The sequence below is a fragment of the Candidatus Neomarinimicrobiota bacterium genome (genome assembly GCA_018651745.1).
Lineage (GTDB): Bacteria > Fidelibacterota > Marinisomatia > Marinisomatales > TCS55 > JAAZYX01.
The window spans coordinates 1-14780 of sequence record JABIDL010000021.1; the positions used below are offsets into that span (position 1 = coordinate 1).

Genomic DNA, 14780 nt, shown 5'->3' on the forward strand with positions numbered 1-14780 from the left:
ACCGTTGAATAAATTCCTTCCCATATTATTCCTGTCATCCATTCTGGTAGGCCAAACATGGTTCGCGGAACAAATGACATCGCGTCAGATGGACCATGCAGTTTCGCAATATAACAAAGGCAGATACGCGGTTTGCGAAGCGGCGGTAAACAAAATTCTGAACAACAGTCCCGGCGAAATGGAATCTGCAGCGCGCATGTTGCTCGTAAAAACACTCGTGGCGCAGGACAGGCAGGATGACGCAAAGGAAGCCGGCAGGCAATTTTTATCCGAATTCCCGACCAGCGATTACCTTAGTGATGTCTATTGGGCGTTCGGCGATCTGTTCATAAATGAACGATCTTTTGATTCTGCATTTCGGTATTATATCCTTGCTCGCAATCATGCCAATAGCGGGAATTCCATACACGAATTAGATATTCGAATTCTAAAAACAATTCAGCTAAATCCTCGTTTGGATGTTATCAATGAATTGCTGTCCACACAGTCCGATATTCAAACCAGAACTTTCTTATTTCTTTCAAAAGCAGCTGCAGAGCTGCGACTTGCCCGTCCGGATGACGCCGCCCTATCCCTAGCAAGCGTCGAGCCCCATTTGGTATCCGAATCATTTTCCGAATTATACGAAAATTTACTTCGTGCCACCTACAAGCCGGGATTGAATCAGGCAACCATCGCAATTGTTGCGCCTTTAACCGGTGCGAATTCAGACGATGGAAAAGCGTTTGTGCTGGGTATTACAGGAATGGATGAGGAAGGTCCCACGGAAAATGGTAATATTTCCTATGTGGTTGTGGACAATGGGAGCAACGGTTTTAATACGGTAAAAATATTGAAAGAGTTTGCAGCCCGCAAAGATATTGATGCCATCATCGGACCTTTATCAATCGAAAATTCCTTGTTAGCAATGACGGCATTGGGGAATTCCGGGAAACCGCTAATCATTCCCGGACAAATTGAGCAAAATCTAGCGAGCCTGTCCTCGTCTGTGTTTCAAATGCAAGCTGATTTGGTAATGCAAGGAAGACACGCAGCAATTTACGCAGGGAAAACTTTAGGTCTCGATTCTCTTGCCGTGTTAGCTCCTGCAGATGAATATGGGAAATCACTTGCCGACGCATTTGTGCAGACTGCAGATGCTATGGGAAAATCTGTCGTGGCAATGGAATGGTATTCCGGAACGCCATCTGATTTAAACAAACAATTCAACCGTATTCGCAAAACAGCCTTTTCATTACTTCCAAAAGAGGAAAAACAATTGGATGTTTTTGGTCTTTCCATAGATTCTTTAGATCTGCTATTTGATGTTGATGGCGAAGATATATTTGGCATTGAAGAGGAAAAGCAGGAAACGATGTCCGCCTCAGATTCTTCTGATATTATTTTGTCAACGATTCAAGGAATCTATATGCCGATTCATCCAGGACATTTGGAATTTGTTGCGAATCAGTTTCCGGTTTTTAATATAGAAACCAAGGTTATTGGGAATGAAGCTTGGTTGGATTTCAATATATTGACCAGGGATAATATCGGTCCTCATTTTAATGGATTATCCATTTTAACGCATAGGGTTCATGGAAAATCCGAATTGGGCGACGGTGTGTCGAGGGCCGCATTTTCTTGGGGACATGATTTGGGAAAGCTGCTTCAATCTCTTGTAAATAGTGAATTTTCTTCAGACAATTCGTTATACGATCGTCTTTATGAATTAGAATACTTCCGCGGGGATGATTCATTCTTCAGTTTTACGGATGGAAATCGTACCAATTCCGGGTTACACATTCTGGAATATGGCGATCGAGCGTTTCTATCTAAGGGGTTTTTCATCGGTGATTCGCTTTATCCTGGATTAAATGAAGCGCCGTAGTTCAAAACAAACAGATTGACTTCTTCTCAACGATTTATAGATTATTCCTCGCACTTTAATACAACGGGGTTCAAAGCTGCTTTCTCGCTTAAACAGGATTCTGAAATCAATGAAAAAGATCGAATTTTTCTTGCTACCACTTTGCATTTGGATTCAGCCAAGTTGGTTATCCCAAAACAGACACATTCAAATCATGTAAAATTTTGCAAAAAGGGAGGATTGCCAAAGGATACAGACGGCTTGGTTTCAGAGAAGGAATCTTGTGTATTATCAATTCAAGTTGCAGATTGTATACCAGTATACTTTCTTGAGTCAGATACAGGTCAATTTGGTCTCATGCACGCAGGCTGGAGAGGTGTTGAAAATGGAATCATTCAAAAAGCAGTGTCATTTTTTAATCCGAAAAAATTACGGTGTCTGTTGGGGCCATCTATTCAACACTGTTGTTTTGAAATTGGTCCGGACGTAGGAAAATTATTTTCGAAATCTTTTCAAAAGAAGGGGAAGGGTGACCGATCTTTCCTTAATCTTCAGAATGTAGTGATGCATCACTTAACAGAGTTGGGAATGGATGAAAAACATATCATGAATGATAAAACGTGTACCAAATGTAATCCAGAAAATTTCCATTCTTACAGACGCGACGGATATAAAGCAGGACGCCATATTGCCGTTGCAGGATGGCTTTGTTAGGGTTTCTTTTCTTTGAATGCGAATTTTGGTCCCTACTCAATTTGCGTTTAAAAACAGGGTTTCCTCCTGGTAAAATATTTTTCCTTCTGGCACTAAGTACAGCACTTCCAATTCCAACTTCTGTCTTATAAATTCGACCCCATAAAATTGGTATGACAATCTTAGAAGCCATTGGACTTGGCGCCTTGCAAGGCGTAACGGAATTTTTACCGGTTAGCAGTAGTGGACACTTGGTAATAGGTCAACATTTGCTAGGTATTACATTACCAGGGAATGCGTTCGAAATCTGGGTTCATCTCGGAACATTGCTTAGTATTGTTTTCGTTTTCAATAAAGAAATTATAAATATGCTTACTTCCATTGGCAATCCTGAAACAAGAAAATATATTGGCATTTTAATCACCGGAACTATACCCGCTGTATTTGTTGGATTTGGTTTTAAAGAAACTATTTCAGAATTTTTTGATAGCGTTCATATTGTTTCTTTGGGATTGATGATTACTGCATCCGTACTCTTTTTGACAGGAATGATACGAAAACGATCTGTGCAAATAACACTATTATCAGGATTGGTGATCGGTATGGCACAGGCGTTAGCAATTGTTCCGGGGATTTCCCGTTCCGGTACAACTATCGCAATGGCATTGGTTCTTGGTGCATCTTCAAAAGAAGCTGCAAAATTTTCATTTTTCCTTGCCATTCCGGTTATTGCCGGGGCTGGATTGTTTACAGCGATGGACACAGTGCAGAATCAGGTGATATCATTGGACTCTTCAATCATTTTTGCAGGATTACTAACTTCGTTCCTGGTTGGATGGGTTTCTCTAAAGTGGTTACTCGCGATTCTTCAAAAAGGGAAATTTCATTGGTTTGGAATGTATTGCTTTATTGTTGGTCTAATTTTGGCATTCAGTTAATATGGATATAACAACAATCATTTTTATTTTGTACCTCGTTTCCTTGGTGGGAGTGGGGTTATGGACTTTTAGGTTTAATAAAACTCAGGAAGATTATCTGCTTGCCGGTCGGAAACTTGGTCCTTGGGTGACCGCATTTTCTGAACGTGCTTCCGGGGAATCTGCTTGGTTAATTTTGGCATTGCCGGGCGCTGCAATCACCTACGGATTGAGCCAATCTTGGACCGTGCTCGGGATTATCTTCGGATCCATTGCTGCATGGTTTTTAATTGCAGAAAGATTAAGAGAACAAACCGAACAGTTTGGCGCATTAACACTTCCGGAATTTTTCCACCGAAGATTTAATGATAAATCAAATGTCATCCGATTATTTTCCGCTGGAATTATTGCATTCTTTTTTGCGTTTTATGTTTCGGCACAATTTCATGCATCCGGGAAAGTGCTGCACTCTATATTTGATCTTGATCCAATGGTCGGGATTTCTATAGGCGCTCTAATTATTACCGGATATACGCTTTTAGGTGGTTTTTATGCAGTTGCCTGGACGGACTTAGTTCAAGGAATTCTAATGATTGGAACCCTGGTTATTTTACCTTTGGCAGGATTTATTGAAATTTCAGGAGACTCTGCAAAATCATTGTCCGACAGTCTCACCGCTGCAGGACCTTATCATTCATCATTTACCGGTGGTAAGGAAGGATTCGCTGCCTTAGCCTTAATTGTGAGTGGACTTAGTTGGGGACTTGGATATTTGGGGCAACCGCATCTGTTAATTCGGTATATGGCTATTCGTGATGTAAAAGAAGTAAAAATTGCTCGGCGCATTGCTGTTACGTGGACCATCCCGGGAATGACAGGTTCTTTGCTGATTGGATTAGTGGCACTTGCGTATTTCGGTCCTGAACATTTTACGAATTTGGATGTGGAGCTGGCCATGCCGTTCTTGGCAACAGAACTTCTTCCGGCTGTTATTGCCGGATTATTTATTTCAGGTGCTGTGGCAGCTATGATGTCAACTGCAGATTCGCAGCTTTTGGTGTCCACTTCAGCAATAACTGAAGATTTTGTGCATCAATTTTTGGGGAAGAATCTATCTGAAAAAAACTTGGTTACCCTCAGCAGAATAACGATTATTTTTCTGGGTATTTTTGCTTACGGAATTGCTTTGTATTCGCAAATAGTTGACAAAAATATATTCTCGGTAGTCAGCTATGCTTGGAGCGGACTAGGCTCTGCATTTGGACCGGCATTGGTGTTGACGCTCTGGTGGAAAAAAACAACGAAAAAGGGCGTAATTGCCGGGTTATTAACAGGATTTCTGACGACCGTCCTCTGGGCAAATATCGAGCCGCTTCAGATAATCATTACCGAACGATTGGTTAGTTTTGTTTTTGCATTTATGGCAGTAGTTGGTGTTAGTTTATGGGATAAAAATGTCAAAAGATAATTCTGTAGAAATCCGTCAAGCTTTGAAGGCGGTTAAGAGTGGAACTATAGATCCCGTTTATCTTCTATTAGGGAATGATTGTTTTCTTGAACAGACGTTTATAGGTGAAGTCGAATCTGGATTTTTCCCGGAGGGGGAAATTCAAAAAACTGTAATGATGCCGGGTGAAATGAAAGATGTTGAAATTATTGACCGGTTAACGGATACGGATCTTTTTTTATCGAAACAATTATTTATTTTACGGAATCCATCTTCCATTAAGAGTACGAAAATCAAAAATGAAATAATGGATTACATCAAAAATCCGCAATTGGAAAAATGTTTAATCATCATTATTGAAGATTGGGGCGATAAATCTGCATTTGCGACAAAACTCAAAAAATCAATGGCTTTCATAAATATCGGCACTCCCTTTGAATCCCAAATGATTGTTTGGATAAATTACTTATTTAAGATAAATGGGAGAGAGCAGATCTCTAAAGATGTAAAGCAAGCAGTCATTGAAGTTGCGGGAGATTCACTTTATCATGTTGCAAATGAAATTGAAAAGGTGTGTATCGGACTCGATACAACGGAGGAAATTACCGCAAAAGATATTTATAGATTTTCCGGTTGGAAGCGGGGATATCAATCCTGGCAATTTCTTACAGCCGTCGGTGAAAGAGATTTAGATCAATCTATTCAAATTGGGCAAGATCTGTTGATACGCGAATCGACATTTCATGTATTGTTGAATTCTTTAGCGAATTTATTTCAAGAAATCCTGTACCATAAAATGGGATCGGGAACAAAACCAATGAAGTGGGGTTATACTGGTTTATCGTCATCCATTACAAAAAAGTTACCGCAATTTGCGAAAGGATATAAACAATATGAAATCGAACGCAATCTCAGGCTTCTTCGCCAAATTGATGAAGAAATAAAGACAACCAACGTTTCTCATGAATATGCACTTACACGCTTCCTCTTTACAGGTCTCTCAACGCATGACTAAAACCATTCGCTATACAGATGAAGAACTTATTAAACGGTTTCAAAATGGAGATGAAAATGCTTATGCAGAATTAATCAAACGATATACAGATCCATTGTTGAATTTTGTGTACAGATTCGTGAATGATGAAGATCAGGCGGAAGATATTGTTCAGGATACCATGGTTAAACTTTTTACGCACAAACATTATTATAAGGAAATTGCCAAATTTTCCACTTGGATTTACACAATTGCCGGAAATCTTGCCAAAACGGAACTCCGAAAGAGGAAGCGCCAAAAAACTACACAGCTAAGCAAATTGGGTCCTGAAGATATGGAATTTCAAATTCCTTCAGACGACGCCGGGACCGATGAAGGAATTCAAAGTAGTTTTATTGAAAAACGGATTCAGGCAGCAATCCAAAATTTGGAACCCCATTTTAGGACTGCCATTATTTTACGGGATATCCAGGAACTTTCTTATGAAGAAATTAGTAACATTCTTAGCGTTCCGCTTGGTACGGTAAAATCCCGGATCAACCGCGGAAGATTGGAATTGCAAACTGAATTGAAAGATTTAAAATAGGAGAAAACATATTGATGGAACGTTATGAATTTGAAGGTGTGATATCTGACTACATTGACCAATCGCTTTCGCTCTCGAAAAAACAAGAATTTGAGAATTACATGAAAGCGAATCCCGAAGCAGAAGCTATTGTAGCATCTGTTCGAAAAACGATGGATGACCTTCACAATCTTCCAAAAGTAAAACCTTCTTCTGATTTCACAAATCGTCTGTGGGCGCGCGTGGATGAAGAAAGATCTAAAATGGCTCAACCGCAACGGGTTCGAAAATCCGGCACTTTTTTAGGGTTTACTCCGCTCTATGCTGGCTTAATGGCGGTATTGGTCGTCAGTTTTGTTTTCGTTGGAATGGAACTTATGCCTGATGAAATACGGGAAAATGGAAAGCCATCTTATTTTACTGAGGATCCAACAATTCCACCTCCGTTAAAATCAAATGCTAAATCGCCTGAAATGATGGCGGATGCCGAAGATGATTCATTGGATGTTGACGAAACGGATCCGGATCAAAAGATGAATTTTAAAAATCGAATTCAATTTGTAAAAGATCAATAAATTCCCTGAATCTCTATTTATTAATCCCCGTCGCTAATGTAATTTTTGGCAACGGGGATTTTGCTATCGAATCATGGATACTATAAGAAAAACGCTCGCAGTACTTATTGCAGTCTTACTTTTTCCGGTAATTTTTCTACCGGATCCGGTATCCCCATATTTTATTATCGTAAAAATATTCTTATTTCTAGCAGTTTTAATCGGGCTTTTTCTAGCGGCTTTTCCCGGGATAAAATTAAAAAATATCGGATTCTTGCTTAGTCGATCGTCGCCAGAGACTGTTAACGATGCTATCCAAACTGAAGTGGGGCTGCATTACGATGGGTTAGTTGACCTTATTTCTAAAACCATTCAATCCATAAACACCAATTATCAATCAGCTATATTTATCCTAAGTCCGGGGAAACATGCATTTACCTTACAAAAATCATCCGGGTCAATATTCAAGTCAGAAGTCCAGGAAAATAACGAAATCCTCCAATCGATCAGAACAAGTAGCTCAGGTATTGTAATCCAAAAGAAAGATGCAGGTGATGCATGGGTTTCTCTTCTAAATGAAAAACCTTGGAGAGGGAGTGAAACATTGATCGGGAGTGCGATATTTTTTCGAAATATTCCTGTTGGTTGCATCTTGGTTTACACAGAACATTTTTCCGAATATCATGAAAAAGACAGTCAAATTATTTTGAGTTTATCCAAACTTTTTTCGGATGGGATGGACCAAATTGAAAAAATTGAAAAACTCTCTATGGACAGTTACTTTTTTGAACGGATTGCTCAAATGGTATCGTCTATTGATATTCGCCCCGATGATGATCATCTTTGGGACGGAATTAACAATTTATGCAGGTCACTGTTTTCGTACGATAAACTTACCCTTTCAGTTTTGGAAAAAGATTCCAATGAAGCAACGGTGAAATTAGTGGATGGAATGACCGACGATATGAATGCCGGTAAAACGTTCAATATCCAAACAACTCTTCACGGACGCCCTATTAGGGAAGCAACAACTATCAATTCTTCGTATTGGGAAAATGATTATCAAGATAGCGGACGATTTAAACCCGGAGACTCAAATGATTTTCATTTCATGTCTATTTTAGCAGTGCCTATTAAAATCAATGGCGAAACCCGCGGATCCTTGGCATTAGAACAACTTTCGACCAAGGGATTTTCAAAAACTGACCAGCATTTATTAGAATTTTTTGCAATTAATTTGGAAGGAATTCTGTCTTGGATAGAAGAATATCAAGAACTTCACCAAAGTGCCATTCATGATGGACTTACAAAATTATTAAACCACGCTGCATTTAAAGACCAGTTTGAAGTAGAAATAAGTCGTGCATCTCGATTTAATCAGCACATGACGTTGGTGATGTTGGATCTTGATAAATTTAAGCGAGTCAACGATTCTTATGGTCATTTATACGGAGATTATGTTCTGAAAACTGTTTCGGATCTTATTAAAAAAAGCGTTCGTACAATTGATATTGTGGGACGATATGGAGGAGAAGAATTTGCCATTCTTCTTATAAATACCGACAAACATAGCGCGCTCCCGGTTTCAAAAAGGATTGTGGATTCCATCGGAGATTATGCGTTTTCTAAAGATGGAATTGAAACCACATTAACAATTAGTGCAGGTATGTCAGAATTCCCAACTGATGCGGACCAGATTAAAGATTTAATTGAAAAAGCAGATAGAGCTATGTATGAAACCAAGGCGAAAGGCGGAAATGGTGTGACAATTTTTGGCGGATCCTCCGATGGAATTCCTTCCTTTCCTTCAAAAGATCGTGATAAAAATAAAGACGACGAAACGAATGTTGAATAAATATTTCAAATTGCATTGGTTCGGTCTCTTTATTTTGGGGTGGCTCATTCAATCTTGCGCACCACCAGCTACTTCTCCTCAAAAGGATAAATCAATACAACCGGAAAATTTTGAACCGGATCCGCAGGCTCTGAAACACTTTATGGATGCCCAACTTTATATGAATCAGGAAAATTATCCTATGGCTGTCCTCGAACTTCAAGAAGCAATTGAGTTAGATCCTAATGCCGGTACAATTCATGTTTCGATGGCGGAATGTTATTGGAATTTGGGAAAAATAGATCGATCTGAACGCCATTTAAAAAAAGCCATTACATTAAATCCTGCCGACTCAGATGCACTTGAAATGCTTTCCAATCAATTTGTTATCCGTAAAAAGTATCTCAAAGCCGAGGCCTTGTTCATCAAATTAATTCAACTCGACGAAACACGGTCTGATTATTCCTTAGCTCTTGCTGAACTATATATGATTATGAAACGCCCTCACGATGCTTTGAATGCCTATTTATCAGCGTACAAAAAATATCCTGATCGATTGGATGCGCTTGAACATGCTGCCCAATTGGCATTAAGATTAAAAGATTTAGAAAAAGCTCAAGATGTATTTGCAAAGTTACTTCTTGTTGATGGGGCGAATCAAAGCTACCTCAATGCGTTTGTGGATCTTGTAATTATTAATAATAGGGAAGAAGACGGAATTGTAATATTACAAGATGCCAATTCTAGATTTGGGTCATCAGAAAAACGGCTAACCCAAATGGCTAACTTGTATTATAGAATGAATAAATCTGAAGAGTCCAAAAACATTTTAAACCAAATTAAACAGGAATTTGGACTTACGTCGGATGTTGTTTCGTTACTAACCTCAATATATTTGGAAGCGAGTGAGTATGATTCTGCATTTAAGTATTCCAATGAGTTTATTGAAAATTATGGAAATGAACCCGGTGGATATATCAATCGTGCACTTGTTGCGGTAAACCAAAATAACGATGATGATGCCATTGAAGTCTTGTTACCGGTAGCAGAAAAATTTAATGATAATTATTCCATTCAGTATCTCCTCGGAACTTCATATCATTCTTTATCTTTAGAAAAACAGGCAGAACATTACTTGCTTAGAGCATTGAATATTTATCCTGAATCAAAAGGAGTGCAGCACACACTAGCAATAATGTATGATGCTCAACAGCGATGGATTGAATCTGATTCGTTGTACGAAGCATTGATTTCATCAGATAAAACTGATGTTCAAGCCTTGAATAATTATGCCTACAGCTTGGTCGAGAGAGAAGTTCAATTGGATAAAGCTTTAGAACTTTCAAAAAAGGCCATCGCACTTGAGCCGGGTAATTCAGCATATTTAGACACGATTGGTTGGATATATTTTAAATTAGGGCAATTAGACTTTGCCTTGAAATATATTCAGGAATCTGTTGAGATAGAAAATACAAACGCAGTAGTATTGGAGCATTTGGGAGATATTTTGATTTCTGACAGTCGGTTTTCCGAGGCGGTTAATTATTACAAAAAAGCCTATGAATTAGATCAAAAAAATGAACGGCTGAAAGAGAAGGCGTTCTCTGAATAACATCCAACTATTAGTTCTTGTTGTTGCAATGTTTATTTTTTCAGATTGTAGCTCAATAATGTCAAGTTTTTCTGAAACCGAAACTGTTTTAGAAACCGTTCCGATTGATGATTTGATTCGCAAGTATAATTCGTGCAGAGGAAAAGGATCTGTGGAATCAGATGGAATTGTAAAAGGGAAACTAAGTTATGAGTTTTCAGCAGATGGGAATTCCGGCTATATCCAGTTTTATGATTTACTTGGAAGAAAATCATTATTTATTTTAATGAAAAATAAATCGGTTTCCGCATGGGATATGGTACGCAATAAACGGTATAACAAAGATGGCATATTTACCGCACTTCCCTTTATAAAACTTATGTCGCCATCGGATTTTTTTCAGGTGCTTTGGGGATCGATTCCATCTAATTATTTAGGGAGAACAGTAAACAAGGAATTCAGGTTTGAAAGTACTTCAGCAAGCATTAGTTTCGATTCAAAGAGGACTGAATATGGGTCGCTTCTTTATAAGGTTGTGCTTGAATCAACAGAGGAAAATTATCGGGTTACAATAAAAATTAAGGAAAGAGAAATGAATGCTACTTATCCACGTTTAGAAAGAAAAATCCCAGAATCAGTTCCATTAGCTTCACCAGCGTAAATTATGCAAAAATCAATCACAATTATAATCCCCGTCTTTAATGAAGTAGATTCATTGAAGGAGCTTCAGGCGCAACTTGAAAATATACTTGAAAATCGTTACTCGTACGAAATTCTGTATATGAATGATGGAAGTTTTGATGGTTCAGAAAAAATATTAGATGAATTGTCAAATCAAAATGCTTCAACCAAAGCGGTCCATTTCCACAGAAATTACGGCAAGGCTGCTGCATTGGCAGAAGGATTTAAACTTGCTACCGGAGATTATGTGATGACCATGGATGCGGATCTTCAGGATGATCCTGCTGAAATCCCAAATTTTATTACTAAACTTGAAGAAGGATTTGATTTGGTTTCCGGATGGAAAAAAGATCGAAAAGACCCACTCGGGAAAACCATGCCATCAAGATTTTTCAATTTTGTTACACGACTTATGACGGGCGTAAAGATTCATGATTTCAATTGTGGAATAAAAATGTATAAAAATGCTGTTGTGAAGACGCTGGATATTTATGGCGGTCGTCACCGTTATATTCCTGCACTTGCCGGGCAGAAAAATTTTAAGGTATCCGAAATTATTGTAAATCATCGTCCACGAATTCATGGAGAAACCAAATATGGCGGTGGACGTCTTTTTCATGGGTTTTTTGATTTATTGACTATTTTATTTTTAAACCGATATACCCAGCGTCCGTTGCATTTATTTGGATTTTTTGGGTTATTTTGTATTCTTATCGCAACAGGATGCGAAATGTTTACAGTCTATGATAAACTTGTAAATGGGATTCCGTTCCAACAGCATTTTGCTCTTATTGTTTTTGGGGCCATGGTATTTGTCTTGGGATTATGGTTTTTTTCCATTGGATTGATAGCCGAAATGATAGTTGCCGGCCAGCAGGGGAAAGAAGACCGGGTTAAAAATATAGTCGGCTGATTTGCCTGAATTTATCCCGTATTCCTCAATATGAAATATCAATAGAAATACCTGAATGGAAAATCCAGTAATATCCATCATTACTCCGGCGTTTAATCGTGCCGAAGAAGTGGATTACCTTATTCGGTCTATCCAAGACCAAACGCTGGATCATTCTCAGTTTGAGCATATTATTTCTGATGACGGATCCACAGATAACACGGAAGATGTTGTTCGGAAGTGGCGCGAAAAAGTAGACTATCCGATTCATTTCATTTCGCAGGAAAATCAAGGTCCCGGCGCTGCAAGGAATCATGGACTTAAACAATCTTCAGGTGACTTGATTCTATTCATTGATTCAGATTGTGAAGCAGATCCTAAATGGGTTGAGAAGATTTACACTGAATTTACTCAGAATCCATTTGGTGCTTGTGGAGGTCCTGATGCCTCAAAAGCAGATTTTTCTGTCGTTCAAAAGGCGATAGATTTTGCCATGACATCTTTCTTTACAACAGGTGGAATGCGCGGACACAGTGAAAAAATGCTCGCCAAGTTTTTCCCGAGGACCCACAATATGGGAATGACGAGAGAAGTATATGAAAAAGTCGGTGGATTTGGACCGCTAAGGCATGGACAAGATATTGAAATGAGTAATCGTATTCGGCGAAGCGGCGCAGAAATCAGGTTTATTAAAGATGCTGTTGTTTATCATCGCCGACGTACGGGCATCAGACAGTTTTTCAAACAAGTCTTTAACTGGGGAGTTGCAAGGGTAAACCTCTATAAAATTGACAAACAATTGCTGGAGCCAATTCATCTATTGCCTTCGGTCGCTTTGACCGCGGGTTTATCAATCATTGCAGGGTTTGTCATCGGTGTACCCTATTTTTCTTTTTTGTTTCTTTCTATTCTTGGTGCATTGGGCTCGCTTTCAATTTTAGGCGGGATAAAACGATCAAGCATTGGAGTAATGATTATTTTACCCATCATTATTCCGATTCAAATTGGCGGATACGGACTTGGATTCATCTGGGCATTTATAAACAGAGTTATTCTCGGTCGTGGATCTATGACAGGTTTTGTTAAACAATATTATAAATAACCCATGTTTTCAATTAGCATAAAAAATCAAACAATTTTACTCGGCTTACTGTTGATAACTATCCATGCAGTGTTGTTAAAACCAATGGTACTTGACGGATTAATTCCACAAGGCGTGGATGTAGTGGCATCAAAGGGGCAATCTAAACAGATTTCAGAATTTGCAAAAGAAACGGGAGAAAAAGCGCTTTGGAATCCCAATATGTTTTCGGGTCAGCCAATATATTTTCGATTTAATCCACAAACGCCTTCCATTGATACGATGGTTAATGTATTCCAGAGATTTTTTGGTACTGCATTTATTTGGTATTTGGTAGGATCGTTTGGTTTCTTTTTTCTCATGCGCTACATGGGAATTTCTCCTATCGTTTCGTTTGCAGGCGCCTTGGCGTTTACGCTACTGCCACATTATCAATCACTTTGGATTGAAGGACATGCAACTAAGTTTCGCGCTGTGATGGCAATTCCGTGGGTGGTATACGCAGCTCGATATTTTTTCGATACCAGGAGCCTTTTAGGAGCAGCATTTTTCGCGGTTGCGTTCGGAAACCAGATTCGAACACAACATTATCAAATTATATTTTATACAGCAATCCTAATTTTTGCCATTGGTGTAACTCCGCTGATTAAGGATTTACTAAAATGTGAATGGAACCGATTTCTGAAGAGTACGGGTTTTCTTTTCGGAAGTATCTTTTTAGCGTTGATGCTTGCCGCACAGCCATTATTTCTTGCGGGAGAATATCTTCCTTATTCTGCGCGCGGCGCCCATACAGCGGATTTATCCAAGAAATCAGAAGAGGTGGAAAAGAAAAAAGGCCTCGATTTCAGTTCAGCCACACAGTGGTCCACCCATCCGTCCGCGCTTGTCGCTTGGGCCATTCCGAGGTTTGAGGGCGGAATGTCATCTGAGACTTACAAAGGGGATGATTATAAACAACTTAAAGGCAGGGTCATTCCGGGGTATTGGGGAAATATGCCGTTTACACAATCTTATGAATACTTTGGACCTGTCATTTTAATTTTAGCGCTGTTCGGGTTGATTTGGTATCGCCATCGATCAATGATTGTTGGAATGTCAGTTTGTGCTCTCTTTTTTATTCTATTGTCTTTTGGCCGCCATTTGGATGGCTTCTATCGGATATTTTTCAATTATTTACCTTATTTCCAAAATTTTCGTGCCCCGATGATGAGTATAACACTAACTGGGTTTATCGTATGTTTTCTGGCAACGTTGGGATTGCAGTCTGTTTATGAAAAAGTGTCCATGGATCACCGTAAATCTATTTTCACAGTTGCGGGATTGTGCGCATTTTTAGGGCTTTTTGTATGGCTTGGAGACTTCCAGTTTTCATATCTGAAATTAGGTGAGCAATACAATGCCGATGTGGAGGCAATGATCGTATCAATAAGACGCGAATTTTTATTGAATGATCTTTACCGATATATTGGAATTGCAGGTATTTCTATCGGATCGATTTTTGCAGTAATGATGACCAAAATTTCCAGATTGGGAATTGTTATTATGCTCACGGTAATCATGAGTTTGGATCTTATTTCTGTTCAAATGCGAAAGCCGGCTCAATTTGTCAATTTGAATAAACTCGAAAGAAAACATTTTCGGAAAACCGATACAGATAAATTTTTACTGAATCAACATGGAAC

General features: G+C 38.9%; 13 protein-coding genes. All 13 read left to right on the forward strand.

Annotation, left to right across the window (positions count from 1 at the left end; all coding sequences use genetic code 11):
• Nucleotides 1–73: 73 nt before the first annotated feature.
• Nucleotides 74–1867, forward strand: coding sequence for an amino acid ABC transporter substrate-binding protein (locus tag HOD97_03465; protein MBT4280659.1), 1794 nt, complete (start codon nt 74–76; stop codon nt 1865–1867).
• Between the two features lie 15 nt (nt 1868–1882).
• Nucleotides 1883–2560, forward strand: a complete 678-nt coding sequence (locus HOD97_03470; protein ID MBT4280660.1) for a polyphenol oxidase family protein — start codon at nt 1883–1885, stop codon at nt 2558–2560.
• A gap of 152 nt (nt 2561–2712) precedes the next feature.
• Nucleotides 2713–3477 carry an undecaprenyl-diphosphate phosphatase gene (locus HOD97_03475; GenBank protein ID MBT4280661.1) on the forward strand — a complete coding sequence of 255 codons (765 nt, stop codon included), beginning with the start codon at nt 2713–2715 and terminating at the stop codon, nt 3475–3477.
• A 1-nt stretch (nt 3478) separates the two neighbouring features.
• Complete coding sequence (locus HOD97_03480; protein ID MBT4280662.1) at nt 3479–4924, forward strand: sodium/proline symporter; 1446 nt, start codon at nt 3479–3481, stop codon at nt 4922–4924.
• Nucleotides 4911–5918, forward strand: coding sequence for a hypothetical protein (locus HOD97_03485; GenBank protein MBT4280663.1), 1008 nt, complete (start codon nt 4911–4913; stop codon nt 5916–5918). Before HOD97_03480 ends, HOD97_03485 begins: the two co-directional genes overlap by 14 nt.
• Complete coding sequence (locus tag HOD97_03490; GenBank protein MBT4280664.1) at nt 5911–6483, forward strand: sigma-70 family RNA polymerase sigma factor; 573 nt, start codon at nt 5911–5913, stop codon at nt 6481–6483. Before HOD97_03485 ends, HOD97_03490 begins: the two co-directional genes overlap by 8 nt.
• 11 nt (nt 6484–6494) lie before the next feature.
• Nucleotides 6495–7037, forward strand: a complete 543-nt coding sequence (locus tag HOD97_03495; protein ID MBT4280665.1) for a hypothetical protein — start codon at nt 6495–6497, stop codon at nt 7035–7037.
• Between the two features lie 73 nt (nt 7038–7110).
• Complete coding sequence (locus tag HOD97_03500; GenBank protein MBT4280666.1) at nt 7111–8871, forward strand: GGDEF domain-containing protein; 1761 nt, start codon at nt 7111–7113, stop codon at nt 8869–8871.
• Entirely contained in the window at nt 8861–10462 is a 1602-nt protein-coding gene (locus HOD97_03505; GenBank protein ID MBT4280667.1) for a tetratricopeptide repeat protein, read from the forward strand. The genes HOD97_03500 and HOD97_03505 overlap by 11 nt, the downstream gene beginning before the upstream one ends.
• Before the next feature lie 58 nt (nt 10463–10520).
• Nucleotides 10521–11102, forward strand: coding sequence for a hypothetical protein (locus HOD97_03510; GenBank protein ID MBT4280668.1), 582 nt, complete (start codon nt 10521–10523; stop codon nt 11100–11102).
• On the forward strand, nt 11103–12035 hold the full coding sequence (locus tag HOD97_03515; protein MBT4280669.1) for a glycosyltransferase family 2 protein: 933 nt from the start codon (nt 11103–11105) through the stop codon (nt 12033–12035).
• Between the two features lie 55 nt (nt 12036–12090).
• Complete coding sequence (locus HOD97_03520) at nt 12091–13116, forward strand: glycosyltransferase (GenBank protein MBT4280670.1); 1026 nt, start codon at nt 12091–12093, stop codon at nt 13114–13116.
• A gap of 51 nt (nt 13117–13167) precedes the next feature.
• The coding region (locus HOD97_03525) for a hypothetical protein (GenBank protein ID MBT4280671.1) at nt 13168–14780 on the forward strand (1613 nt) is incomplete at its 3' end.